Origin of the sequence: Flavobacterium tructae, from assembly GCF_002217475.1 — a bacterium.
Taxonomy (GTDB): Bacteria; Bacteroidota; Bacteroidia; order Flavobacteriales; family Flavobacteriaceae; genus Flavobacterium; species Flavobacterium tructae.
In genome coordinates this window covers 13,806-40,514 of record NZ_MUHH01000014.1, presented here as the reverse complement: position 1 = coordinate 40,514, position 26,709 = coordinate 13,806, and the positions used below count along the sequence as shown (strand labels likewise).

The following is a 26,709-nucleotide window of genomic DNA, read 5'->3' as shown; positions in this document are numbered from 1 at the left end:
AAAACCTGTCGGGTTTGAATTTTTTATAAAAGGCAAAACAAAAGAAGTTTAAGTACTATTTTTGCATTCAAAATATAATCCTATGTTGTTTCTTATCCTCAGTATTTTGTGCAGTGTAATTGTTGGTGTGATCTTTAAAATAACCCGAAAATACAATACACATCCCACTCAGATTATTGCGTTCAATTATATTGTTGCTTTAGCACTTTGTTATTTTACTTTTAGTCCAAATTTAAAGGAAGTTGATGCAAACGCTCCCTGGAATATTTACATTGCGATTGGGATATTATTGCCGGTAGTCTTTTTGTTTCTGGTAGCTTCCATAAAAAATGTTGGGATTGTGAAAACAGATACAGCCCAGCGATTATCGTTATTCATCCCAATTCTGGCGGCCTGGTTCATCTTTAAAGAAGAATTTAATACCTATAAAATTATTGGGTTGCTAATTGGCTTTCTGGCGCTTTTACTTATCTTAAAAAAGCAACCGGATACCACAGAGAATAAATGGATTTATCCCGCAGTGGTTCTGGTAGGTTTTGGCATTATTGATATTCTCTTCAAACAAATCGCTCTTTATACTACTTTGCCTTATCCAACCTCTTTGTTTGTGGTGTTCTGTATCGCCTTAGCAGTAGCGTTTTTAATTTCGATTTATGAAATAGGCATAAAAAAGAGGAAATTGGACTCCAAAAATATTCTTTTTGGTGCCCTGGTGGGGATCTTCAATTTCGGAAATATCCTGTTCTATTTAAAGGCACATAAAGCATTTGCTGAAAACCCATCGACAGTTTTTGCAGGAATGAACATGGGAGTTATTGTTTTAGGAAGTTTTGTTGGCTTGCTTTTTTTCAAAGAAAAATTATCTAAAATTAACTTTATTGGTATCTTTTTAGCTTTAATAGCGATCATTTTTATTGTTGTTTCTCAGTTTAAATAAAATTTTACAGAATGTATTGTGTTGATTAACAGGTGTTATTTGTTAATTTTTTCATTTTTCAAAAATAAACTCTACTAATTCTATAGAATTTATGAAATATATTTTATAGATTTGCAATAACAATGAAGAACTATAGTCAAAATATCATCTCATCTTTATGTGGCTTCACGATGTGTCGCATGCAGGACTATGTGATGAAATGGCGTTGATAGAGAAATTTACTTGTTATTTTTTTTTTTAGCCTTTCATGCACCAATGAAAGGCTTTTTTTAGAACTGAAAAAAAAGAAACAAAATGAGAACCAATAGAAATACCAGTGTTATGATGCGACGCTGTTTTAGGAAAATCCCATGTTAGAGCAAGTATCCATAAACCTTAGAAAAGACTTTTGTAAAAGATAAAAATAATAACCCCAATTAAACGATATAATATGAGTGCAGAATTAATAAAACAGAACCCCTTTCAATCCATGATTGATCGTTTTAACATTGCCGCCGACATCCTTAGATTAGACGAATCGATCAGGCAAAAACTCCAGCGTCCGGAAAAGCAAATTGTCGTTAATTTTTCAATTACCCTGGACAACGGTTCTGAAAAGAACTTTGAAGGTTACCGAATTATACACAATACCGCTTTAGGGCCGTCAAAAGGCGGAATCCGATATGATAAGGGAGTGAACCTTGACGAAGTAAAAGCGCTGGCTGCCTGGATGACCTGGAAATCAGCTGTGACCGGGATTCCGTTTGGAGGAGCAAAAGGTGGAATTATTTGTGATCCCACGACACTTTCTAAGAATGAATTAGAGAAAATTACAAGAGCTTATACCAAAGCTTTAATCGATATTTTCGGGCCTGAAAAAGATGTTCCGGCTCCCGACATGGGAACGGGTCCCGATGAGATGGGATGGTTAATGGATGAGTTTTCTATACTTCATGGCAAAACAATTCACGCGGTAGTAACCGGAAAACATTTGCATTCCGGCGGTTCATTAGGCAGGGTAGAAGCAACAGGAAGAGGGGTTAGTATCATCACTTTATTGGCCCTTGAAAAATTAAAACTCAGACCTGCAAAATCTACAGTAGCCATTCAGGGTTTTGGAAATGTTGGATTGCATTCGGCCTTGTTTTTATTTGAAAAAGGACTAAAAGTGGTAGCGGTTAGTGATGTTTCCGAAGCGTTTTACAATCCTGAAGGACTTAATATTCCGGAATTGATTTTGTACTACAATTTGAACAATAAAAGTATTAAAGGATATCCGAATTCAGTTGCTATTAAACATGAGGATTTATTGCTGTTAGAAGTGGATGTACTGATTCCTGCTGCCACAGAAGATGTGATTACACAAAAGAACGCTAATGATATTCGTGCTAAAATTATTGTGGAAGGTGCCAACGGACCGATTTCTTCCGATGCGGATAAAATACTACACGATAACAATGTTTTAGTGGTTCCGGATATTCTGGCCAATGCGGGTGGAGTTACGGTTTCGTATTTTGAATGGCTTCAGAATTCGCTTCTGGAGTCCTGGAGAATTCATCAGATTAATACACGTTTAGAGGACATCTTACAAAAAGGATTTGAGACGGTTTTCAGAATTGCTGCCAAATATAATGTAACACCGCGTATTGCAGCTTATATTATTGCGTTGAAAAAGGTAGCCGATACTCAATCTGTAAAAGAAGTAGCGCTGGACACTCCGAAATTTAAACAGAATTAAAAATTAGATTTTTAATAGTAAAGATTGTTTTCATCAATTAATAAGAAGATTTTCAGCCGAAAAGAACTTGTTGATTGATGAAAATGTCTTTGTTTTTATAAGGATATAGAAGTACTACTGCTTTGTGTTTTTTTATGAATTAAATAAGTATTTTTTAAAATGGAACATATTAATTTTCTAGCTTTCGCGATGCCTGCTTTTTTTCTCTTTCTCTTTTTAGAATACAAGCTTGCACAACGACGAAAGAGACCGGAAATTTTTAATTATGAAAGTTCAGTTTCAAATATTAGCATTGGTATCGCAGAGCGTTTGATTAACTTGTTTGTGGCAGCCAGTTTTTACCAGTTGTATTATTTGATTTATGATAATTATCGATTTTTTGACATTTCGAATAGTGTTTTTGTGTGGATTGCCTTAATTCTTGCCACCGATTTTGTCTGGTATTGGTACCACCGATTGGGGCATGAAGTCAATTTTTTCTGGGCAGCACACATCGTACATCATCATAGCGAAGAATTTAATTTTACTGCGGCTGCCAGAATTACAACTTTTCAGGCTGTGATTAGAACAGGATTTTGGTGTGTACTGCCGCTTATCGGTTTTCACCCCTCTATGGTTATTACCATGCTGATTGTGCACGGAGCTTATTCTTTTTTTACGCATACGCAGCTTGTTGGCAGAATAAAATGGCTGGAGTATGTTTTTGTTACGCCTTCTGTACATGGCGTACATCACGCATCTGATGAAAAATATCTTGATAAAAATTATGGAGATATGTTTACCTTTTGGGATCGTCTTTTCGGAACTTTTCAGGAAGAAGAAGAAAAACCAAAATACGGTTTAACACATCCGCTCAAAAGTTATAGTTTCTTGTGGCAGCATTTTCATTACTATTTTGAGATTTATGAGCTGTGGAAGCGCGCAACAGGATTTAAAGAAAAATGGAAAGCGGTATTTGGCAGTCCTGCCCATATGGATCAGGATATTCGGCCAACCTTAGAGAAACGCTTTTTACAGGACAAAGCGAATCCGCATCAAAGGCTTCGATTTAAGAATTATCTCTATATCCAGCTTGGAGCTTCCACGCTGCTTTTGACGGTTTTTACGTATTGTTTTGAAGGACTAAATGTCTCAGACAAAATTTTTGTCCTGTTAATTATTCTGGTAACATTAGTAAATTGTGGGGCATTATTAGAACAAAGAAGATGGATTTATTATCTGGAATACCTAAGAATTTTTATGGTAACCACTTATTTTTTATACGAAGAAAATCTGCTATCCTTTTTCTTCATCCCGCTTGCCATTATGATTTTTGCCGAGCAATTATTCTCACTTAGTAAACATTATCAGGAAGTTGTACTGCAATTGGAAACTTCAGAATAGTATAACTAATCGCCATGAATTGACGAATTTGTATTTCAAATAATTCGTGCATTCGTGGCGAAAAAACTCAAGTATTTATCATTTTAGGGATAAATTTTTGACTTTTAAAGTTAACGAAAAATAATAGCACAATTCTGTTTTGTTTAATTTTACTTTGTATTAATGTATTTGACTATCAATTGTGTATGTTGTTTTTTGCATTGGATTTGTGTCAATTTCATTTGTATTGGAATCTGAAAAAAGGACTCATTCTGATTTGGAGAATTTTCTTCAAGAGGGTTTTAAAATTTCATTTTTAAATCAGATTGGCTATATTTGAGAGTAAATTCTCAAAATAAAAAATGGAAAAAAAATTAAAGCAATTCTTTGTAAAGTCTTTTTTGGTACTGCTGTTCATTCATTTAGGGTATTTTTTATATGGTTTTTTTACCTTTAAAGGCATTGCCAATATCAATTCCTATTTTGAATTTTACAGATTTAAATTTTATGATGATGTTTCCATTTCCCATTTTTTCATCAGCGGTTTGTTTTTATTTTTCTTTCTGATATTTCTGATTAGAAATCATTCCCGATATCCTTATTCTTTGACCAATCTGCTTAAAACCGGTTTGGTATTACTGCTGATTTGTTTTCTGAGTTTTTCCTTTTTTATCAGTTATAGTTTTGGATTGAATGCCAAATTAAGGAGCGAACTTCCGGAAGTTGATTTCAATAGAGATAAAACTTTACTGAATGTTTTAAATCCGTTTTTATACAATTACACTTCTTACAGTTCTGAAAAATTGTTTAATCCGGTTAATATCTTATATCCAAAACCCTATCCTGTCACGGAGGTAGTGGATAGCGTTTTAATATCAAATGGTTATTACAACACAGAGAGCACGTATTACAGCATAGATACTTTGAAAGTACTCACAACCGATTTAGATAAAGTCTCGACCGTAACTGGTAAGGTTTTGGACGAAATTGGTTTAGATCAAAAGGAACTTTCGAAGAGAATTATAACCAAAAAAGTAATTAAAGACAGTACAGAGATCCTATTCAGAGGTGTTGAGGTACAGCCTCAATACGACGATAGCATTTGTATTTTTCTCGAGAATAAATCATTGTTTAAGGCTGTAGAAGGAATTGCAGGAGAAAAACAACAGTACGATGCCGCAGTACAGCGATATAAACTGCTGTACAAATACAGAAAAGACTCGTTGCAGTTGAATTTTCAGAAGCTGGATACTCTTTTAAAAAAGTATAAAATTGAAAGTAATATTGTTCCTAAAGAACTGGCCGCAGATGCATTTTATTTTAGAGAACATCGTGATGAAGTACTCAATACAATTCGAAACAGCTTTGACCGAAAAGCACTAATGGAGAAATTTACCACTTTTGATAAGCTTTTTTACGAACCTAATTATTTGCATCCTTCAATTATTGGGATGTATTTTGGCGTGATTGTAACCGTTTGGCTGATTCTTTTTTTAGTATATGTTTTGTTTAATCGCAGAAGCAGAGGTTAGGGAAAGTTTATCCTTTCCATTGGTTTTACACCCTGTTGTAATCTGCTCTCCAGTGCACGATGGCTTTTTTTATAGCATCTCCGGTGAGGTTATTTTTAAGAGCATCTTCCAAAAGCGGCAGGATTTCGTTGTCAGGAGCAAATCTCAAAGCAAAAATCTGATCGTCGGTTAGTTTGTACTCGAATTCTTCAAGCCTTTTTCCGGTAAGGCTCAAATAGCGATAACGAAGTTCCAGCCTCACGATTCGGTTCTGAAGCGTCAGGGCGTAATGTTGGCGCAGCATATAGGCAAGAAAAAACAGCAATAGAAAACAAACACTTATAAAGGACCAAATAAGTGTGTTTTCGGTCGTACAGGCGAAGTAAATACTGCAGCCTAAGAATAGTGCTAAAACCGGATAATAAACAAAATGATGCGGGGTATAAAACCGAACATGATTGTAGTAAGTTTGAATTTTCATAATGATATCGTTTTGGTTTCCGATTAAGTAACAAGGCTACTCCGGAAGAGAATAGCTTATTCAAAGAAAAAATAACGCAATCAATGTTTTTTACAACTTAAATGTATTAAAAAAAATTAATCTGTGTGAGGTGTCGATGCATTATTATGATGTGGATCAACAGAAATTTTCCACTCCTGAAGTTTAGATTCATAACTTTTACCTGCATTTGCAGGACTTGTCGAGGGTAGTGTGATCAAGTGATAGTTTTTCTTCAGCTGGACATATTTTTTAAAGAACGCTGCTGCTTTTTGTCCGTTAAAAAGAATGGTTGTGATATTGGGATGTTGTTCTAAAAAGGTTTCAAAATCGTTAGGTGTTTCATTTTTAATAGCACTGTCCAAACTCCCTATTCTGTCACAATGCTGTAACACATCCCACACCGCAATGTTGTTTTTTTGCAGCAAAGTTTTTCGGGTTTCATAATCAGTAGAGAGATCCTCTTTCAAAATAACAAACATAAATTTCCAGAAATTATTCTGATTGTGACCGTAATATTGATTCAGTTCCAATGATTTGGTTCCGGGCATGGTGCCCAAAATCAGAATAACAGCATCTTTGTTGGATATGGGCGGGAAAGAAAAACTTTTCATGAAGCACTGTTTTTGTAAAGCAGTAAGGTAAAGATTTTAAAAGTTACTTTTAAAGAGTTTCATTAAAACTTTGAGAAGAAAATAACATTTGCTTTATTTGCAGTTCAACTTCAATAACCAGCTTTCAGAATGCAACAAAAAACTTTGCACCTTTGCTTCTCTGCACTTCTATAAAAGTTATCTCCCAAACCTGTAATAGTCTAAATCCGGATTTTTTTTATTATTAAGAGAGTCCAAAATTGAGTTCATGCCTATGACACTAAAAGTAATTCCGTTTCCACCAAAACCCAGGACATAATGTTCGTTTTTATTGGGATCAGGTTTTCCAAAATAGGGCAATCCATCTTTTGTTTCTCCAAAAGTTCCCGCCCAGGAATAATCAATTTTGAAATCAATATCCGGAAATTTTCGTTGGAACTTCTTCAATAAGAATTGCTCTTTTTTGGGTAATAATTTATCGCGTTTTACAGGATCTTTAAAGGCTACATCTCCACCGCCCATAATAACACGATTGTCTGAAGTAGCTCTAAAATAGAGATAAGGAGAGGAGGTATCCCAAAAAATTGCATTTCTGAAAGCCACAGGAAGAGTAGGGAGACTTTCAGAAGCAATGACATAGGTGCTTTTCAAATCTACAACCTTTTCTTTTAGCGTTTCGGTACTTTCGTAACCGCTGCAATGTATAATGTGATCTGCGGTAATACTACATTTATTTTCAGTAACGGCAATTAGTTTATCTTTTTGATTTTGAATAGAGGTAATGTTGGTTCGGTCCAGAATTTCCATTCCTTTTTTTTGGCAATAGATCAGTAAATCATTGGCTAACTTAAAAGGATCCATAACTGCTGCAGTTTTTGATTCGATTGCCGCCAGAGCATTGAGCCCCAATTTTTCAAGATCCCATTTTTCCAGCCAGTTCACGTCAAAGCCATTTTCCTTTCGGATTTTAAATTCGTCTTTCAGGAATTGGAGATCTTTTATTAAAGAACAGAAATAAATACTTTTTTTGAATTCGAACTGACAATCGCTTTTTATAGTATCGATGATGTTTCGGAGGTCAAAAATTGCTTTTTTACCGTTCCTGTAACTGTCAAGGGCACAGTTTAATCCTCTCATTTTGATTAGTTCGTGTAATGAAATGTCAATTTCATATTGTAGTAAAGCGGTACTCGCAGCGGTGCTTCCGTTGCAAATATCACGACGGTCGACCAATATTATTTTTTTGCCTTCAGTAATTAACTTGTAAGCGATCAAAGCACCTGTTATTCCGCCACCAATAATCAAAATGGCTGTGTTTTTATCGGAATCGATAGAAGGGTAGCTTTTTTTCATGGCATTCCTTAGAAGCCAGAAAGTTTCGGTCGATCGTAGTTTCATTTTTTAGCACTATTTGATGTACGGGTTTTTGTTCTGGTCTTGCCTTTGCGTTGGTGTTGTTCGTGCGCTTCTGCAATCGAATGCGAGATTCTGATGCTTTCGTCTTTTTTGGAGAGTTCGCTAAGATGTTGATAATATTTTTGAACAATAATCATTTCCTCTTCGGTCATACTTTCAATGTCTACCAGGCTGTTGCTTGAATATTCATTGGAAGCGACTAGCTCGTTTAGTTTTAGCTGAATGGCCAGCGAATCTTTATTTTGTGCCTTCTGAATTAAAAAAACCATTAAAAAAGTAATAATGGTCGTTCCGGTATTAATGACCAATTGCCAGGTCTCGGAATAATCAAAAAAAGGTCCTGAAATTGCCCAGACTACTACAATTAAAAAAGCACCTATAAAGGCAGGAGTACTTCCTGAAGCTTTAGAAACATAGGTAGCAAATTTTTCAAAGGCACTGCTTTTATTTTGTTTTTTCGTTTTCATTGGAGTTTTATCTATGATTTTTCTTTTCCGGAAGGTGTCTTTTTAGCGTCTTCTTCTTTTTGTTTCTCCTGTTTTTGTTTCTCTTCTTTGGCTTTTTCCTCTTTTTCTTTATTGATTTTTTCCTGTTGTTCTTCTTTTTTCTCTTTAGCTTCCTCTTTCTGTTTTTCCTTTTCTTTCTCTTTTTTTCTAAAGTACCCTCTCAACAGAAAGTTATTTTTGGCAGCTTCCATATTATCACTAAAACCTTTGGTACCGCTTTCCAGATTTGAAAGGGTATTCGAAACGCTATTGGCCATTTTATCATCGCGAACCAGTCTGGCCAAAGCTCCGTTTCCGTTATTCATACTATGACTAAAAGTGGCAAGTTCATCAGAAATGACTCCAACATTATCAACGCTTTTTTTGACACTTTTCATGATGTCCTGCATTTCTATTCCGTCAATCGAAGCAATGGCACCGTTGTTTTCGATTATTTTTTGTGATTTTATACCGGGAGAAATAGTGAGAACCTTGTCACCCATCAATCCGTCAGAACCAATGCTGGCGCGAGCGTCTGTTTTGATGAATTTTCTAACATCGTCTTTAATCACCATTAAAACTACGACAGAAGAGTCATTTATCAATCTGATTTCTTCGACAGTACCAATATTAATTCCCGAAAAGCGTACATTGTTGCCCACTTCCAAACCGCTCACAGTTTTAAATCGGGAGCTAATGTGAAAGGTGGAACCAAAGAGGTTTTTTTGTTTCCCTATAAAATAAATGGCCATTATAAAAAGTAACAATCCAATTGCTACAAACATTCCTAATTTCCAGGTATATCCAGATTGTTTATCCATGATTTCTACTATTTATTTTGCGTTATTCAAAGAATGAGCGCACCCATTCGTCTTCGTTTTTTTCCAGTTCTTCATATGTCCCTTCGGCATGTATTACTCCATCTTTTAAAACCATAATTCGATCGGCTGTGAGTTTTGCGCAAGCCATATCGTGAGTAATAATGATTGAAGTTGTTTTACGCTTGTGTTTGATATCGAGAATTAATTCGCTGATCTCACGCGAGGTTATGGTGTCTAAACCTGTTGTGGGTTCATCGTATAATATAATCTCCGGTTTTAAGATTAATGTTCTGGCCAGACCAATTCTTTTTTGCATTCCGCCTGATAGTTCAGACGGCATTTTATCGATGGCATCCGCCAAACCAACATTATCTAAAGCTTCCATGACTTCAGTTTCAACTTCTTCCGGCGTTAAGTTCTGTTTGTGTTTTTGTAAAGTGAAAGCCAGATTTTCGCGTACCGACATGGAGTCATACAGCGCACCACTTTGAAATAAAAATCCAATTCGAACCCTAATCTGATTTAGCTCAGATTTCTTCAGGTTTAATACATTTTCGTTAAACACTTTTATTTCGCCCTGATCGGGAGTTATTAAACCCACAATACATTTTATGGTGACCGATTTTCCCGAACCGGAACGTCCAAGAATTACTAAATCTTCTCCTTTATTCACCGTTAGATTTACACCTTGCAGAACAGTATTGTTTGTACCAAAAGTCTTGTGCAAATCCCTGATCTCAATGATTGGAGTTTTGCTTTTTGCTTTAGTTTTAAGTGCTGTATTTTCTTTTTCCTTAATCATCTTTAAAAGAATAAATCGGTTATTTGAACGGCAATCATATCGAGAATAAAAATGGTAAGTGAAGCCGTTACAACTGCTGAATTTGCTGCTTTTCCCACACTTTCAGTTCCATTAGAGGCATTAAATCCTTTAAAACATCCAATCATTCCGATAGAGAATCCGAAGAAGAACGTTTTAATGGTTGCAGGAATCAGATCCAGATATTCCAGCGATTGTAAAATTTGAGTCAGATAGCGATAGAAATTAACATCACCGTGGATATTAATTCCAACGAAACCACCAATAATGCCCACAGCATCTGCAAAAATGACTAAAATGGGAACCATTAAAGTACAGGCTAAAATTCTGGTTACGACCAAATAGTTGTAAGGATTAATTGCCGAAACTTCCATCGCGTCAATTTGTTCGGTTACTTTCATCGATCCCAATTCGGCACCAATTCCCGAGGAGATTTTTCCGGCACAAATTAAAGCCGTAATTACGGGAGCAATTTCTCTTATTAAGGAAAGGGCGACCATTCCGGGCAACCAGGATTCCGCTCCAAAATTGACCAGTGTAGGACGAGATTGAAGGGTGAGTACCAATCCCATAATAAAACCGGTTATGGCTACTAAAGGCAATGATTTATATCCAATTACATAACATTGTTTTATAAACTCTTTGGCCTCATAAGGAGGAACAAAAACTTCCTTAAAAAACTGCTTTGCAAACAAAGTTGCATTTCCTATTTCGGTGAAAGTATTTTTTAGAGAGAGAATCAAAATCTTGTGTTTTAAGAATTAAATCAAAAAATTAGCTGATGCGAATTTTAAAAGGTTGATTTCCTTTTTAAGATCAAAGATTAAAGTTAGCAGATTACTGAGGTATAAATCTTACATAACTTTTTTGGATGTTTATATAATTAACATAGTATGAGGGAAATAAAAACAGAAAAGTTACGTTAGGGGGATAAAATAAAAAATCCCTTTGTGTGAAAAGGGATTTTTGACGTTTTGTATTTCAGGTTTACCATTAGGATTGCGTCTGAAAACTATAATATTTTCGCGTTATAAGTGCAATAGGAAGTCCGATGCAGAACATCAGAATCAACATGGAAAGGAATAACGGGAAATCTAAGTGTTTTTCGGGAAGCACAGGAAAGGTAATAGGCAGTACAATTAAATTCATAATGATCCAGACGAAAATTCCATAGAGGAATCCGGAAACAACTGCGCTTTTTTTGAGAAAAGGCAGATAAGGATAAATGATAAAATAAAACCAGGCGAAACTTAGTGCAATTAAGTAATGGAATCCAATACCGAAGAGTGCCATTAGCGAGCCTCCAGTGTAGGCTTCCTTTTTAAAAACGCCGCTTGCAATGGATTGCAGCAATTTTATGGCAGTGGTTTTTTGGAGTATAAAAGCATAAACTGTAATGGCTGCCGTCAGGTCTAATGTCCCGGCAACGAGCCAGGCGGTTAAAATGGTTTTGGTTTTGGATCTCATATTTAGTTTTTTACAACATTATAAATGTTCTTCAATTGATTTAAATGTCTTTTGGCGTGCACGTTACAAAAAAATAATAATTCGTAGATTGTTAAATTTCCAATACCCGGTATTTCAAAATCCATACAGGTGAGTGTTAAATCATAATTTTCAGCAATATCCTGCATTTCCTTTTCAATTCTTTGAAGACTCGAAAGCAACTCGGTTTTATCATATTCGCGGTCCTCGGGATATATAAAATCAGGAGAGTCGTATTTGGTACTGAAATCGAGGAATATCCCTTGAAGCGCAGGAATTTTTTCATCATAGTTTGCCGCTAGTTTTTGGGTATTAGCCTCGCAAACCTGACGCAGTCCTGATGTCGCTTTTATAATATGACGGGCAACCTGTCCGGCTGTCCAGCTACCTTCAAACGGTATTTGATTGACTTCGCTTTGCGTAAAAAGAGAAACAGTGCTGGAAAATTGTCCGAAAGTAGTCTCGATATCTTGTTTTAATTCTGTTTTCATAATTTTTTGTTTTTACTCTATTATAGAAGTGATCCACCAGACATTCCCAAACGGATCGGTAACGCCGCAAGTCCTGCCATACTCTTTATCGCTGACTCCCATTATACTCGTAGCACCATTTTCTAATGCTTTTTTATAGGTTTCGTCCACATTTGGTACATATACAAATAGGTTAGCGGTTTGTCTTGACCAGTCTTCAATCACGTCTGTAACCATGATAGTACTTCCGGTTATGGTAATTTCGGCGTGCATAACCGTTTCGTCTTCGCGCAGTACATTATCGCTGGGAGAATTGTTTGCGTCGAACACTTTTTGAGTAAATGCTATAAATTGTGACGCACCATTTAAAATCAAATAGGGCATTATGGTCTGATGTCCGGAGGGTAAGTTCATTTGGTTAGATTTGAAGGTTGATAGTGTTTCAAATTTACAAATTTTATCAATAAAACTTTATAAATCAGATCTTTGTTGTTTTTTTTGACTCACAAAAGAACTTCACAATGATAGCCATAGGAATCAAGAAGTTCTATTATTCTTTGATTTGAAATTGACGATGCATGGACGCGTAAAATTCTATCACAGTCTTCTAAATCAAAATTAATATGACTGTTTGGAAAATGTTCAAGAAGTTTCCCCACAATCAGTAGAGATTGCTCGACTTCCTGAACATTTGTTTTATAAACTTCTATCATCATTTCATGAGGTTATAAAGCGATGTTTTTATAACGCTCTATTTTATGATAATAAACGTAAGAGATCACCAGAATTACTAAAAAGATTAAAGGAAAGAAGGCCTGGAAATTGATGCCGTCTACTGCAGCGTGACTGATGGAAGCAAAAATAAAGTCGAAACCAAATCCGGCATACGCCCATTCTTTTATGTTTTTTGGAATGGAAGGAATCACCAGAGCTAAAACACCAAGAATTTTAAAAACGACTAAGGCATTTCCGAAATACTCAGGATAGCCCAAATGTCTGATTCCTTCTTTTGCTAATTCTGTCTGAGAAGTTAAGGCCGGCATTACACCTTCGAATAAAAAGATAATAGTAGTAGTGATCCAAAAGATAATTTTTGCTTTTTTCATGGGATAGTTTTTAAAAGGTTGTTAATTAATTCATTACAAACTTACAATTCTTATCTTTTGAACGGACTACACATTTACGACTATTTTAGGGGCATTTGGGACAGAGTGGAAGATTTTAGATTTTAGAGTCAAGAGTCAAGAATATAGAATATAGAATATAGAATAAAGAGAATAGATTTTGAAACTTGACTCTTGACTCTTGGCTCTTGACTCTTGGCTCTTTCTTCTTGAAACTTGAAACTTGAAACCTGAAACTTGAAACCTGAAACCTGAAGTTTGGAATTTAAGATTTGGAATTTGCTCCCAGAACATAATTCTTAATCACAAACAAATCTTCAAAACCCAATCGGGTGTAGATGTCTTTTCCCATGGCAGAAGCTTGTAACTGCGCGTAATCCGCATTTAAATCGATGGATAGATTTAAAGCATATTTCATGATTTCCTCAGCAAAACCTTTTCTGCGCATTTCCGGAATTACTCCCAAACCATGAATTCCAATTGTATTTTGAGTTTGAAACAGCATAAATGTTCCGATGGGCTGAGCGTCTAAGGAAACCAAATAGAAATGAACGTTGTCGTAATTCTGAATCAGGATTTCTTTGCTAATCACATAACCAAAAGCATGAGGATACAGATCGGCCCATATTTTAGCGTCCTGTTCAGTGGAAACTCTTTTAAAACTCAGATTATTTTGAAGTGCAAATTTCTGATCTAATTTTAAAGCCATCGCCACCTGTTCACTTTTTAATGAGAAACTATAGGCATCCAGTATTTCGTACGATTTTGTTTCGTAGATATCCCAATAAGCGAAAGCTAATTCTGAATTGGCCTGCATGGTTTTAGTAATTTCGCCGATGTCATTTTTAGTGATATCTTTTCGAAACCACAATTTATTAGGCCAGCCTGAATTTTCGACTTTGCTATATTCAAAAAGAGGAGTTGTATGGTAGGATAGGAAAGAGGAACTAACCGTTTTCCACATTCCGGTAAGATTATTTAAGTTGTCTTCGATTAAGTTTATATTTTTCATTTGAATAGTGATTATAAGAATACAAGACAAAGATACCCCGGGCTTTTAGGAGAAACCTTTACATATGTTGATTTACAAATCTTTTTCGAGATTTTTTCGGATACGGCTTAGCTGGGTAGGGGTAATTCCTAAATGGGAGGCGATGTGAAGTAACGGAATACGGTCTGCAATATCCTGATGTTTGGATAAAAGTTGTAGGTATCTCTCGGTAGCATTTTGCATGACTAAAGCAATTTCGCGTTGTTCTTTTTCGATTACCCAGTTTTTTTCCAAATAGGCGATGTAATAATTTTTGAGATCGTTGTTCTGATCAATGAGCGCTCTGTATTTTTTGTAGTTAAGTTGAATCAAGGTAGAATCCTCGAGTGCTTCTATGGTGAAGTGAGAAGCGGTTTGCTGCAGTAAAGAAGCCTTTGAACCGGCAAAATCGCCTTCAAGAAAAATGTTTTTATTATAGAGGTTACCTGCCGCATCGGTGATATAAGCTCGTAAAGCGCCTTTGATTATAAAATATATTTCCTTTGCAATTTGTCCGTTCTGAAGTAAAATATCTCCTTTTTTAATAGATTGAATTTCAGCAATACCTTCAATTAATTCCCAGGAAGATTCTGAAATAGGAGCGTAGCTTTCGAATTTTATCTTTAAATCGTTGAGGTACTTATTGTGATTGATCGACATTTTGATTGAAGTTTTACCTATCAAAAATAAGGAAATATTGTGGATTTTAGGATACGCGGATGACGCGACAGGGATTGACGCTGATTTTTTTCTCTCATTTTGTCATTTTGGAGAACGAGAAAAAAAACCGCTAAAAACGTAAAAGTTATTTAGCGGTTTATTTGGGAAATTTTTTTACTGGTTTGATGTAAATCCCTTTATTTTAGAATTTAATCGGCGTAATGATAAATGCTTTTTTTAATGGTATCTTTTATTTTTTCAAGTGTTACTTCAGTCACACCGCCTTCATAATTCATACTAATAAGGACTTTATCTTTGATGATTTCGTAATCAATTGAGATCAATCCGTTTTTATTTACGGGTACAGATTTACTTTCGTTTGGAATTGCACTTAAATAGTATTCGGATTCTTCAACCTCTTTATTTTGGATAATATTTTGATAGACCTGGGCAAGATCAGTGCCTTTTAAGATACATTCTCTTCCGGAACCCATTTCTACTTCAACATCCTTACAATCTTCTTTTTTCTCTGCCTCTTTTTTTACAGCAGGGCTTGTTTTTACTGGTTCTTTTACCGCTTTTACTTCTTTTTCTGAATTGTTTTCTTTACAGTTTGTAAATAGTAATGCTAAAATTGCAATGCATGCGATTCTTTTCATGGGATTTAATGTATTGATTAAGAGGATTGTTTTATTAATATTCGATACGATATTCATTCTTTGGAGTCATTTTTCGAAGGCTTGACAATATCAAAAGTAAGAAAACATTGTGGATTATAGGGTACCCGGATGATACGGATTCGCTATCGCGAAGACACGGATTGACACGGTTTTTTTTATTCTCGCCATTTTTTATGCGCAATCTTGTCGTCCTGACGAAGGAAGGATCACACAAGTAACTCCGTACAGAATATCGTCAATCTTTGTCGAATCCCACGTGTGATTTGCTTCGCCTATTCGTTATCGCTCAAGTCTCCCTTCGGTCGAAATGACAAAAATGAGAAAAAAAAAATCCGTACCAATCCGCGCCTCCGCAAAGCGGATCCGCCTCATCCGCGTGCCATAAAAAAAACGCCATGAAACTATAAGTCTCACAGCGTTCTCCTCTCAAAAAAATAAATAATTAACGGGTATTATTTCCAGCCACCACCTAAAGCGCGATACAACTCGGTATTGGCAGATAACTGTTCTCTTTTTATGTTAGCCAATTCTAGCTCACTTTGTAATAAATTAGATTGCGCAGTAAGCACTTCAAGATATTCCGCCATACCATTTTTGAATAACAAATTGGCATTTTTTATGGCTTGCTGCAGCGTTTTTACACGTTGTTGTAAAAAGGATTCCTGTTGCTGCAATTTCTCTACTTTTACCAAAGCATCAGAAACCTCACTAACCGCTACTAAAACCGATTGTCTGAAATTCAGAACCGCTTTTTCCCTTTCGGCAACGGCGATATGGTATTGTGTTTTTACTTTTTTATTGTTCAGCAAAGGCTGTGTCAATCCTCCTGCAAGAGTTCCGAACAAAGAGGCCGGAATATTGAACCAATTGCTGGCTTCGAAGGAGTTTACACCACCCTGAGCTGTAATTCTGAGTGCCGGATACAAATTGGCTTTTGTAATTCCTACACTTGCATTTGCGGCTTTAAGAGCAAGTTCGGCACTTTTTACATCCGGTCTGCGGCTTACTAACGAAGACGGAATTCCGATGGCGGTATTGTTTTTAACTTCTAAAGCACTCAAACGAATACTTCTTTGTTTGGAATCCGGAAAAGATCCTGTTAAAACACTCAAAGCATTTTCCTGAATCGCAATGTTTTGTTCCAATAACGGAATCAATTGCGCGGCGTTTAATTTTTGTGCTTCCGATTGTTGAATCGCCAATGAAGTGACCTGACCCGCATTGTATTTTAATTTGATAATAGTGGTGGTACTATCATTTAATTTTAGATTTTGTCGGGCAATATCCAACTGTGCGTCCAGCATTAAAAGATTGTAATACCCCTTAGAAACATTGGCAACGATAGTAGTCTGCAAAGCTTTTTTAACTTCTTCTGATTGCAGATAACCCGCAAAAGCTTCTTTTTTCTGGTTCTTTATTTTCCCCCAAATATCGGCTTCCCATGAAAGTGTCGCTCCGGCTGTGAAGTCATTAATATGATTCTGACCCAGTGCCTGACCTAAATTCTTTCCGGTAAAACTATTGTCTGACGGATTGCTGGTGCTTGCCGCTACCGATAAATTGACTTCAGGGACATTTCCCCATTTGGACTGTGTGAATCTGTAATGTGCAATCTCGATATTTTTAGTAGCAATTTGCAGGTCGTTGTTTCGGGCAACCGCACTGTCTATTAACTGAATAACATCTTTTTCGGTAAAGAAATTTTTCCACTCCGTATCACCAATACTGGTCGTATCTTTTGAAACCGATGCACTCCTGAAATTTTCAGGAAATGCATCTTTTGGAGTTTCAATATCCTTCGAAACCTTACAGGATATTACTGTGGTGATCAAAATAGCGATCATCACAATTTTGGTTATATAATTTTTCATTTTAGGTGCTGTCATTAAATTTCTGTACAAGTATCTTTTCTGCTTTCAAGATCCCTTGAAATTTTATAAGAGATGTATCCGATGCCAATGATAATGGCTACGAGTACGGTTGTGATATAGTTTTCCATTTTTATTTTTCTTCGTTATGAATTACGGCTACCGGTTTTCCGGAAACCTTTTCTTGTAAATATTGGAAGATGATGAATAATACCGGGATGATAAACAATCCTAGAATTACCCCTGAAATCATACCTCCTGCGGCACCAATACTAATCGAATGGTTACCTTGTGCTGATGGTCCTTTGGCACTCATCATTGGAATTAATCCCACAACAAAAGCAAGCGATGTCATGATAATTGGTCGTAAACGCAGTTTTGCCGCATCGATTGAGGCCATCACCAATGCCTGACCGGATTTTCTTTTCTGAACCGCAAACTCCACAATCAGAATGGCATTTTTAGCGAGCAGTCCGATTAACATTACCAGAGCAACCTGTACATAAATGTTGTTTTGAATTCCGGTGAAACCAATAGCCACAAATACTCCAAAAATACCTGCAGGGATAGAAAAGATTACCGCCAAAGGCAAAATGTAACTTTCATACTGTGCAGCAAGTAAGAAATAGATGAATATCAAACACAGTAAGAATATCGTTGCGGATTGTCCTCCCGAAGAAATCTCTTCACGGGTTTGTCCCGAAAATTCAAAACTATAACCTGCAGGTAAATGTTGTGCAGCAACTTCTTCTATGGCTTTAATGGCATCTCCCGAACTAAATCCAGGTTTCGGAATGGCATTTATCGAAATCGAATTAAACAAATTATATCTAGAGGCCGTTTCAGAACCATAAATACGGCTTAGTTTCACCAAAGTATTTATAGGAACCATTTCTCCGGTTTTGTTTTTTACAAAAACACGGTCAATAGAAGATGGATCAGCTCTGTCGGCAATATCGGCCTGAACAACTACTCTGTAATATTTACCAAATCGGTTAAAGTCAGAAGCTTGTGCGCTACCAAAATAAGTCTGCATCGTTTGTAAAATGTCTTTTACATTTACCCCCAGCTGATTGGCTTTTTCGTCATTAATATCCAGTTGCAACTGTGGATAATCGGCTTTGAAACTCGTAAATGCCATAGCAATCTCCGGACGTTTCATTAATTCTCCGATAAAGCTTTGAGAGACACCGCTAAACTTATCCAGTTTGCCTCCGGTTTTATCCTGTAGCACCAAATCTAAAGCTTCAACATTACTAAATCCGGGAACAGTTGGGAAACTAAAGACGAAGAAACTTCCGCCTGTAATAGTCCCTAATTTTCCTTGCACATCGGCCATTATTTCGTCGATTCCTTTGATTTTTCCACGCTCTTCATCCGGTTTAAGCAAGACAAAAATAACGGCTGCTGATGGACTCGTAGAATTCGTTAATAAATTGAATCCTGAAATCGCTGTTACAAATCGTGATGATTCGTCGGCTCTTAGTAAATTTTCTGCCTGAGTCATTACTTTTTGTGTTCCGTCAAGAGAAGTTCCTGAAGGAGTATTTACCGCAATGGCAATAAATCCCTGATCTTCTGTTGGAATAAATCCTGTTGGAGTCGTTTTTACTAACAGAATGGTTGCTGCTGTAATTAAGGCCAGACCACCTAAGCTTAACCATTTGCGGCGAATTAAAAATTTAATTCCGCCCACGTAACGATTCGTCAAAGATTCGAAGCTGCTGTTGAATGCCGTAAAGAATTTTTCTTTAAATCCTTTTTTAGCAAAAACTTCATTTTCGTTTCCTTGTGCACCGTGATTGTCTTTCAGGAACAATGCAGCAAGCGCAGGACTTAAAGTCAAAGCATTCACAGCCGAAATTACAATTGCAATCGCCATAGTAAAAGCAAACTGACGATAGAAAACTCCCGTAGAGCCTTCCATAAAACCAACCGGCAGGAATACAGCAGCCATTACCAGCGTAATCGAGATAATAGCACCCGTTATTTCGTGCATTGCTTCATGTGTGGCTACTTTTGGAGACAAATGTTTGTGCTCCATTTTGGCATGCACGGCTTCGACGACTACAATTGCATCATCTACCACAATACCAATCGCCAGAATTAAAGCGAAAAGTGTTAGAAGATTGATCGAAAATCCGAATAACTGCATGAAGAAGAACGTTCCTAAAATTGCTACAGGTACAGCAATAGCCGGGATTAATGTTGATCTAAAATCTTGCAGGAATATAAATACTACAATGAATACTAATATAAATGCTTCGATTAAAGTATGTTCTACCTGTTCAATAGATTGATCCAATGATACTTTGGTACTATAGAAAATATTTTGTTTGATCCCTTTTGGAAAATCTTTCGATGCTTTTTCCATCAGTTTGTTAATCGCGATCTGAATATCATTGGAGTTTGAACCTGCCAATTGAATAATACCGATTACAACTCCTTTTTTACCATTCAAACGCGTTAAACTGTTGTACGAATAAGCACCAAGTTCAACTCGGGCAACGTCTTTTAAGCGAAGTACCGAACCGTCTGCATTAGAGCGGATAGCAATATTTTCATATTCTTCCGGTTTGGTTAGTTTTCCTTTGTATTTGATTACGTATTCGAAAACTTCTGTACTTCTTTCCCCAAATTTACCTGGAGCAGCTTCCAAACTTTTGTCCTGAATGGCACTCATGATTTCGTTTGGCGTCACTTTGTAAGTTGACATTTGTGTCGGATTCAGCCAAACACGCATCGAGTAATCTTTTACACCTCCAAAAATACTGGCCGATCCTACTCCCGGAATACGTTTGATTTCAGGAATAATATTGATTTGGGCATAATTGGCTACAAACGTCTGATCGTATTTCGATTCATCCTCGGTGTACATACCGATGGCCATAATGAAACTGTTTTGTTGTTTCGCAGTGATTACCCCTTGCTGTACTACTTCGGCAGGCAATTGACTGGTCGCCTGAGCCACCCTGTTTTGTACGTTTACGGCTGCCTGATCGGCATCGGTACCTAATTTAAAGAAAACAGTAATGGCTAACGATCCGTCGTTACTGGCGGTAGAACTCATGTAAGTCATGTTTTCCACTCCGTTGATAGATTCTTCTAAAGAGGGCGCTACCGAACGTAAAACCGTTTCGGCATTAGCTCCCGGATAAACCGCCGTTACCAAAACCGATGGCGGTGCAATATCAGGAAACTGTTGTAAAGGCAATTTCGTAAGTCCAAGTACCCCCAGAATCACCAATAAAATGGAGATTACGGTTGCCAGTACAGGTCTTTGTATAAATATTTTGAACATTTGCGTGTAAATTATTTTTTAGTGATTACTTGGGCAACTTTTGTAGCCGGTTTTTCAGGCTGAATGACTTGACCTTCCTGAAGTTTATCGATACCGCTTAGTACAATCTGATCACCTGATTTGATACCATCTTTAATCAAATAGTTTGTACCGCTTTTACCAATAACCGTGATCGGCATTTTGTTGACCTTATTTTCTTTATTAACGGTGAAAACAAAAACTTTGTCCTGCATTTCAACAGTAGCCGATTGTGGTACCAAAAGAGCATCGTCATGGTGAAGTCCTAATCGAATTTTCCCGGTGTTTCCTGAACGTAAAGTCCCGCCAGCATTTGGAAAAGTAGCTCTTAACGTAATAGCTCCGGTGGTTTTATCAAACTGACCGTCTACCATATCGATTTTTCCAGTTTGAGGATACGCATTATTATCGGCTAAAATTAAAGTTACAGGAGGCAACTTTTTGATTTTATCGCCTAGGCTGCTGCCGGCATATTGTGCTTTAAAGTTGATAAAATCGGTTTCTCCCAACGAGAAATAAGCAAAAACTTCATGCACATCAGATAAGTTGGTTAAAGGTTCAACATCCGTTGCCGAAACTAAACTTCCTTGTTTTTTAGGTAATCTTCCAATATAGCCGCTTACAGGAGCTGTAACATTAGTATATCCAAGATTAATTTTGGCCGATCCTACCATTGCTTTGGCCTGTTCGATATTGGCAGCAGCAATTTTTTGAGAAGCTTTAGCCGTTTTTAACTGATAATCCGAAACTACTTTGTTTTGAACTAATGGAGTCAATTTATCTACTTCCAATTGCGCGTTGATTAAAGCCGCTTCAGCAGCGTGAAGGTTTGCCAGCGCATTGTTTAATTGTTCACGGAATGGACGTTCGTTTATTTTGAATAAAGTCTGACCTTTATTGACATAAGCACCTTCGTCTACAAAAACTCTTTCCAGGTTTCCGCTTACCTGAGGACGAATTTCAACATCAACAGTACCTTGTATAGAGGCAGGATATTCGGCATCGGTAGTAGTGTTTTCGCTTGTAATAGCAGCAACAGGTAATAATGGTGCAGCAGGAGCTGCCGGGGCTTGCGATTTATCTGCACAACTGCTTAGTACGAGTGCCAGAATAAAACTGGTTATGATAACATTTTTCATTTTATTATTGGTTTTAAATTGTTGAACATTCTTTTGGATTAATTGATGTGGTATTCTGGCATTCATGTTTAATTATATTAAATTATCTAACATCGTTAAGTTGTAAAACCTAAAAGGTCATAGAATTCCGCTTCCAACTCTATTTCATAATGGGTATTAAATTATTTATCAGTGTTAAGTAAAGCAGCAAAATAAGCTACTTATTACTTGGTTAAATTATTTATCACTGTTAAGTAATGGGTAAAAGAGAATCAAAATTACTCTATTAAATCATTTACCACTGTTAAGTGAAAATTAAATTTTTTTATTGTATTGATTTTATGATACCACCAATCGCATCTTTCAGGATTTGAGCGTTAATGGTTTCCAGGATGTCACTTTTGTTAATGATGTTAATGGCGATCAGACCATGAATAACAGAAAAGAAAGTAAAATATTTTTGTTTGATAATATCTTCACTTGGATTACTGTCCTTCATAACTTCAGCAATTACTGAGGTAAACAATTTGTAAGGTGCTTCCTGAGCCGAACATCGTTGTGCACAGCAGGTCATTTGAACACCAAACATTAATTGGTACATTTCAGTATTACTAAAAGCGAAATCCCAGTAGGTCATCCACATGGCTTCTAACTGATCTTCGGGTTTTTCAAACTTATCTTTTGCAGTTTGCAACTCTTTGGCCAGTTTCAAAAAACCTTTGCCGGTTAGTTCTTCAAGTATCGCTTCTTTATTCGAAAAGTATTCGTAAATAATTGGAGCAGTATACTCAATTCTGTCGGCAATTTTACGCATACTCAAACCATTCCAGCCTTCTTCTTTTACGATATCATAAGCAGCCCCAAGAATGTTATTTCTTGTCTCTTCTTTTTGTCTTAAAATTCGATCTTTACTAGCCATTTTATTTGAGTATTAAATTGTTTAACACCGTTAGGCAAATGTAGGACGGTTTTTCTGATTATGAAATAATTTTATCATAATATTTTCTTATCGTGTCATAGGTAATCAATAAAAACCTTGTGAAGCCTTTATTTTATTGAATATTTTGAAGTGTAGTTTTTTTTAGAAGCAGAACATTTTGGCGCTTTTAAAACCATTTGTCCTGCTTTTCGCTAAATCTTTTTCTGGTCTCGTTAAAGAAACGAGACCAGAAAAAGGATATCGCTGCAATCAGGGCTATGAAAGGAGCTATTATTTTTATAAGATGAACTGAGTTCTGATAATTTAATAGCTCGATTATTTATGTAGGTTTTGTCTTAATTTTTTAATTAGATTTTTATCTTTGTTGTGAAGTCAAAACGACCATAAGGAAATGGGACTTTAACTTTTTCAAAAAAGGATTGAAAACTATGAAAACGATTAGAATTATTATCGAAAGAAACGAAGACGGTTTTTGGGGATATGCAGAGAATGAAAAAGCAATTGTTGGTGGCGGTGATACTGTTCAGAAATGCAAACAGGATATACTCGATTGTATAGCAACTTTAAAAGATTTGGATGCCAATAACCAACCCTCTTTTCTTGAAAAGGAGTATGAATTAGTTTATAAATTTGACACTGCCAGTTTACTGAATTATTACAAAGGAATTTTTACAAATTCAGCTCTGGAAAGAATTACAGGTATAAATCAAAAACAGATTCAGCATTATACGTCCGGTCATCGAAATCCAAGATTAGCGCAACGAATCAAAATAGAAACGGCACTCCATAATTTAGGAAAAGAGCTTTTGGCTTTAGAATTATAAGCCCCATATTATTTCGTTTTTGGAAAAGAAAAAGAAAGATTGCTTTTTGCTCCTGCATTTCGCTCGTGAGTATGATTTAAAATTTGCCATTTTTTATTCACGAGCGGCAGCTGTATAGATTTTTTAGAATAGAAAGACGGAGTTGTAAAACTATTAATAAGGACTCGTTGTCATTTCACATTTTTACATCTCACATCTTCACATCTCACTTTTTCACATAATCCATTTCGACATGCTCGATTCCTGCATCCAGGAAAAAATTATCGGTTTGTTTAAATCCATTTTTGATGTAAAAACGACTTGCATTGACTTGTGCGTACAAATAGATCTTTTCCTCATCTTTTAAATCCGCTAAGATTTTTTGCAGAATCGCCTCTCCAATTCGTTTCCCGCGATAAGTATTCAAAACGGCAATTCTTTCAATTTTAAAACCCTTTTCCATTTGGCGGTAGCGAGCCGCTCCGGCTGGTAAACCATTAACAGTAGCGAGATAGTGAACAGCCTCTTCATCATCCATAGATTCGCGTTCCTGCGATACATTTTGTTCTTCAACAAATACTTGACGACGAATAGCAAAAGCAATTTCTATTAATTTGCTGTCCTCAATCTTTTCGACTTTTACAGTATTTCCTGTTGATTTTTGAGCAGATTCGCTCTTCATTTCTTTAATTGTGGTCATTCGGTCAAAAAGATTTTTAGTTTTTAAATTCTGGGTTACTTCGTGTATGGCTTTAAATAAATTGTTTTCGGTATCAGTAAGTTCAATCAGTGCTTCGGTCATGATTTGCCATAAAGGCTGTAATTGATGGATCATCTCGTTGGCTTTGTCTGTGAGCGTGATCAGGCGTTTTCTTTCATCTTTGGCGTCTTTGGCAGAACCAATCAGTTCTTTTTTCTCTAGTTCTTTAAGTAACGAAATAGTAGTAGGATGGGAGTAGCCAATTTCCTGTGAGAGTTCGACAACACTAATGGCTTTTTTCTGCGAAAGCACATACACCACCGGAAACCATTTGGGTTCAAAATCGATGTTTTGACTTTTGTAGAATAACTGTGCTTCTTTCCTCAGGTTCTCATTCAAACGCTGCAAAAGATTCCCCAATACCAACGACTTTGATTGCTCTAATACCATAAAAAATAATTTATATGCAAATTTACGTAGTTGACTACATATATTCAAAAAGGAAAAGTAAATTTTAAGATTTATTTGTCTTTTTTGACTTTTGTTATTGGCTAAAAGCAATTTGCAGGACCGAATTAAAATCTGATCCTGCAAGAAGGTTTTTTATGTAAGATGTGAAAATGTGAGATGTGAGATCTGTTTATTTAAGTATTACAACTTCCTCGGGGACTTTGAACAGTAAGACACAACCGGTTTTAGAAAACACAGAGTGACTGCTTCCAGGTGGCATGTACATATAATCTCCTGTTTTTAGTTCGTCTTTTCCGGAGCGGACTTCGCCTTCAAGAACATAAATTTCTTCTCCGGCAGGATGAACATGGTTAGGATACGAAGCACCCGCTTCAAATTTTAGTAAAAAAACAGTGGGTCTGTTTGTAGTGGGGTCAAAGTATAAAGACTTGGCAAAAATACCATCCGTTTTTACACCTTCTTCAATTAGAACTTTCCAGTCTTTTTCGCTGCTTCTTGTGATTTGTTTCTCCATTATAGTAATTTTTTAGTTTGTTTGATTTTTTGAAAGGATTTTGTCTAAACTCCAGTGGTATTTTTCTACAGTTGACAAAAGAAAAGCTGCCATAGAAAAGGTAAATACAGAATAATCTAAAGGCTCTTTTACTCCAAAAGAATAAGTCATGGCAAGTGCAAAGCCAAAAGTTAATAAGGCAGCGCCAACAGCCGCAAATTTAGTTTGATAGCCAATGAGCAGGAGTAGAGCCAATAGTGTTTCCAAAATAGTCGATGTAATGGCAATTGTGGGAATGTAGTTTTTAGGAAGAAAAGAATTTACTTGTTCCGTATAAACCAGAAAGTTTTCCCAACCCGAAGATTGTGTGCCCCACAATCCTAACCGACTTGAAACGGCGGATAAAAAACCTGCTGCTAAGGCAACTCGCAAAAGCAAAACGGCATATTTCTGATTTTTTTTCATCTTTTTGATTGCTTAATTATTACAATACAAAGATGCGGAAGGCAGTATTGCTAAAGAATAGAGAATCCTCGAAAAAGCATGTAATCAATTGAAAAAGCAAACATTAAAAACGATGAATTGGGGAAATTAAGAATGCGCAGTATTTTCTTTATAGGCTTTTGGGGAAGTGTTGGTGTGTTTTTTGAAGAAATTAGAGAAGTAAAATGGATCATTAAATCCTAAAGCATAAGCGACTTCTTTTACCGATAGTTTCTCATAGGTAAAAAGGCGTTTGGCTTCGGAAATGATCAATCCAAAAATTACATTTTGAGCCGTTTTATTAGTATGCAGTTTCGAAAGTTCGTTTAGTTTCGATTCTGTTGTACCTATCAGAACAGCGATTTCGTTTACAGAAAGGTTTTTGTCGAAGTTTTGTAAAATCGCTTCCAGAAAATGAAGAAACAGTGCATCGGGTTTGTAGATTTCATCCCCGCGATTAATTTTGGTTCGGTTGATTTCGATCAATATCAATTCAATTCGGCTGTGAATAGAGGTGAGGTATTGATAAGGCATTTGTAGTAATTCTTTGCCTATCGTTTCTAATTCCTGAACAACAAACGGGCCATTGTCCACCACAATCATTTCATTCATAGCAAAGTGGCAAAACAGTCCGTTATGGAAAATCAATTCCATATCCGTATCGTCTTTGCAGAAAAAATTATAGGTAAATTCTAAAACAAATCCCGTTGCATTCCCGATGTTTTTAAAATAATGAATCTGACCGGAAGTAATGGTGATTACAGCATTTTGGGTTAAGGTAAATTCATTTTCATCTACAGAAATAACAGTCGAACCCGAAGTGCAATACACAAGTATATATTTTAAAACGCGTCTGGGCTGTTCTAAATCTGTTGCCTGATCAAATGTTTTTATCGAAACCATA

Annotated in this window: 27 protein-coding genes; 5 read left to right on the top strand and 22 right to left on the bottom strand. The window is 36.2% G+C overall.

Going from position 1 to position 26,709, the window contains the following annotated elements; genetic code table 11:
* Positions 1–82: 82 nt before the first annotated feature.
* The 4 genes from B0A80_RS03930 to B0A80_RS03915 all read left to right on the top strand — a co-directional run bounded on the left by B0A80_RS03930 (position 83) and on the right by B0A80_RS03915 (position 5,548).
* Complete coding sequence (locus B0A80_RS03930) at positions 83–937, top strand: EamA family transporter (protein WP_089076490.1); 855 nt, start codon at positions 83–85, stop codon at positions 935–937.
* Positions 938–1,367: 430 nt separating this feature from the next.
* Positions 1,368–2,654 carry a Glu/Leu/Phe/Val family dehydrogenase gene (locus tag B0A80_RS03925; RefSeq protein WP_233430706.1) on the top strand — a complete coding sequence of 429 codons (1,287 nt, stop codon included), beginning with the start codon at positions 1,368–1,370 and terminating at the stop codon, positions 2,652–2,654.
* Between the two features lie 159 nt (positions 2,655–2,813).
* Positions 2,814–4,037 carry a sterol desaturase family protein gene (locus B0A80_RS03920; protein WP_089076488.1) on the top strand — a complete coding sequence of 408 codons (1,224 nt, stop codon included), beginning with the start codon at positions 2,814–2,816 and terminating at the stop codon, positions 4,035–4,037.
* Between the two features lie 341 nt (positions 4,038–4,378).
* Entirely contained in the window at positions 4,379–5,548 is a 1,170-nt protein-coding gene (locus B0A80_RS03915; protein ID WP_070908229.1) for a hypothetical protein, read from the top strand.
* A 25-nt stretch (positions 5,549–5,573) separates the two neighbouring features.
* Here the strand turns inward: B0A80_RS03915 and B0A80_RS03910 are convergent, their stop codons facing one another.
* The 18 genes from B0A80_RS03910 to B0A80_RS03820 all read right to left on the bottom strand — a co-directional run bounded on the left by B0A80_RS03910 (position 5,574) and on the right by B0A80_RS03820 (position 22,834).
* Positions 5,574–6,008, bottom strand: coding sequence for a DUF6526 family protein (locus tag B0A80_RS03910; RefSeq protein WP_070908230.1), 435 nt, complete (start codon positions 6,006–6,008; stop codon positions 5,574–5,576).
* A gap of 116 nt (positions 6,009–6,124) precedes the next feature.
* Complete coding sequence (locus B0A80_RS03905; RefSeq protein ID WP_089076487.1) at positions 6,125–6,640, bottom strand: DNA-deoxyinosine glycosylase; 516 nt, start codon at positions 6,638–6,640, stop codon at positions 6,125–6,127.
* Positions 6,641–6,817: 177 nt separating this feature from the next.
* Positions 6,818–8,017, bottom strand: a complete 1,200-nt coding sequence (locus tag B0A80_RS03900) for an NAD(P)/FAD-dependent oxidoreductase (RefSeq protein WP_089076486.1) — start codon at positions 8,015–8,017, stop codon at positions 6,818–6,820.
* On the bottom strand, positions 8,014–8,502 hold the full coding sequence (locus B0A80_RS03895; RefSeq protein ID WP_017495567.1) for a low affinity iron permease family protein: 489 nt from the start codon (positions 8,500–8,502) through the stop codon (positions 8,014–8,016). Before B0A80_RS03895 ends, B0A80_RS03900 begins: the two co-directional genes overlap by 4 nt.
* Positions 8,503–8,513: 11 nt before the next feature.
* Complete coding sequence (locus B0A80_RS03890) at positions 8,514–9,341, bottom strand: MlaD family protein (protein WP_089076485.1); 828 nt, start codon at positions 9,339–9,341, stop codon at positions 8,514–8,516.
* 22 nt (positions 9,342–9,363) lie between these two features.
* Entirely contained in the window at positions 9,364–10,143 is a 780-nt protein-coding gene (locus B0A80_RS03885) for an ABC transporter ATP-binding protein (RefSeq protein WP_089076484.1), read from the bottom strand.
* A 2-nt stretch (positions 10,144–10,145) separates the two neighbouring features.
* Complete coding sequence (locus B0A80_RS03880) at positions 10,146–10,904, bottom strand: MlaE family ABC transporter permease (protein ID WP_089076483.1); 759 nt, start codon at positions 10,902–10,904, stop codon at positions 10,146–10,148.
* A 250-nt stretch (positions 10,905–11,154) separates the two neighbouring features.
* On the bottom strand, positions 11,155–11,628 hold the full coding sequence (locus B0A80_RS03875; RefSeq protein WP_089076482.1) for a DUF1440 domain-containing protein: 474 nt from the start codon (positions 11,626–11,628) through the stop codon (positions 11,155–11,157).
* Between the two features lie 2 nt (positions 11,629–11,630).
* The gene (locus tag B0A80_RS03870; RefSeq protein ID WP_089076481.1) at positions 11,631–12,137 is read right to left on the bottom strand and encodes a DinB family protein; all 507 of its coding nucleotides are present in this window, start codon (positions 12,135–12,137) and stop codon (positions 11,631–11,633) included.
* Positions 12,138–12,149: 12 nt separating this feature from the next.
* Positions 12,150–12,530, bottom strand: a complete 381-nt coding sequence (locus B0A80_RS03865; protein ID WP_089076480.1) for a VOC family protein — start codon at positions 12,528–12,530, stop codon at positions 12,150–12,152.
* A 311-nt stretch (positions 12,531–12,841) separates the two neighbouring features.
* Positions 12,842–13,222, bottom strand: a complete 381-nt coding sequence (locus tag B0A80_RS03855; RefSeq protein WP_089076478.1) for a DoxX family protein — start codon at positions 13,220–13,222, stop codon at positions 12,842–12,844.
* A gap of 283 nt (positions 13,223–13,505) precedes the next feature.
* Positions 13,506–14,252, bottom strand: a complete 747-nt coding sequence (locus B0A80_RS03850) for a GNAT family N-acetyltransferase (RefSeq protein WP_089076477.1) — start codon at positions 14,250–14,252, stop codon at positions 13,506–13,508.
* A 72-nt stretch (positions 14,253–14,324) separates the two neighbouring features.
* The gene (locus B0A80_RS03845) at positions 14,325–14,930 is read right to left on the bottom strand and encodes a Crp/Fnr family transcriptional regulator (RefSeq protein WP_089076476.1); all 606 of its coding nucleotides are present in this window, start codon (positions 14,928–14,930) and stop codon (positions 14,325–14,327) included.
* Between the two features lie 209 nt (positions 14,931–15,139).
* Positions 15,140–15,646, bottom strand: coding sequence for a hypothetical protein (locus tag B0A80_RS03840; RefSeq protein WP_233430705.1), 507 nt, complete (start codon positions 15,644–15,646; stop codon positions 15,140–15,142).
* A 416-nt stretch (positions 15,647–16,062) separates the two neighbouring features.
* Positions 16,063–17,481, bottom strand: a complete 1,419-nt coding sequence (locus B0A80_RS03835) for a TolC family protein (protein ID WP_089076491.1) — start codon at positions 17,479–17,481, stop codon at positions 16,063–16,065.
* A gap of 130 nt (positions 17,482–17,611) precedes the next feature.
* Entirely contained in the window at positions 17,612–20,779 is a 3,168-nt protein-coding gene (locus tag B0A80_RS03830) for an efflux RND transporter permease subunit (RefSeq protein WP_089076475.1), read from the bottom strand.
* 11 nt (positions 20,780–20,790) lie between these two features.
* Positions 20,791–22,002, bottom strand: coding sequence for an efflux RND transporter periplasmic adaptor subunit (locus tag B0A80_RS03825; protein WP_089076474.1), 1,212 nt, complete (start codon positions 22,000–22,002; stop codon positions 20,791–20,793).
* Positions 22,003–22,240: 238 nt separating this feature from the next.
* Positions 22,241–22,834, bottom strand: coding sequence for a TetR/AcrR family transcriptional regulator (locus B0A80_RS03820; protein ID WP_017495582.1), 594 nt, complete (start codon positions 22,832–22,834; stop codon positions 22,241–22,243).
* 449 nt (positions 22,835–23,283) lie between these two features.
* Here B0A80_RS03820 and B0A80_RS03815 point away from each other — a divergent pair, with 449 nt between their 5' ends.
* Entirely contained in the window at positions 23,284–23,679 is a 396-nt protein-coding gene (locus B0A80_RS03815) for a HicB family protein (RefSeq protein ID WP_089076473.1), read from the top strand.
* 205 nt (positions 23,680–23,884) lie between these two features.
* Here the strand turns inward: B0A80_RS03815 and B0A80_RS03810 are convergent, their stop codons facing one another.
* The 4 genes from B0A80_RS03810 to B0A80_RS03795 all read right to left on the bottom strand — a co-directional run bounded on the left by B0A80_RS03810 (position 23,885) and on the right by B0A80_RS03795 (position 26,708).
* The gene (locus B0A80_RS03810) at positions 23,885–24,808 is read right to left on the bottom strand and encodes a bifunctional helix-turn-helix transcriptional regulator/GNAT family N-acetyltransferase (protein ID WP_089076472.1); all 924 of its coding nucleotides are present in this window, start codon (positions 24,806–24,808) and stop codon (positions 23,885–23,887) included.
* A gap of 190 nt (positions 24,809–24,998) precedes the next feature.
* Positions 24,999–25,343, bottom strand: coding sequence for a cupin domain-containing protein (locus B0A80_RS03805; RefSeq protein WP_089076471.1), 345 nt, complete (start codon positions 25,341–25,343; stop codon positions 24,999–25,001).
* Between the two features lie 12 nt (positions 25,344–25,355).
* Positions 25,356–25,787 (bottom strand): MauE/DoxX family redox-associated membrane protein, encoded by a 432-nt coding sequence (locus B0A80_RS03800; protein ID WP_089076470.1) that lies wholly within the window; start codon positions 25,785–25,787, stop codon positions 25,356–25,358.
* 126 nt (positions 25,788–25,913) lie between these two features.
* Positions 25,914–26,708 (bottom strand): helix-turn-helix domain-containing protein, encoded by a 795-nt coding sequence (locus B0A80_RS03795; protein WP_089076469.1) that lies wholly within the window; start codon positions 26,706–26,708, stop codon positions 25,914–25,916.
* Position 26,709 lies beyond the last annotated feature (1 nt).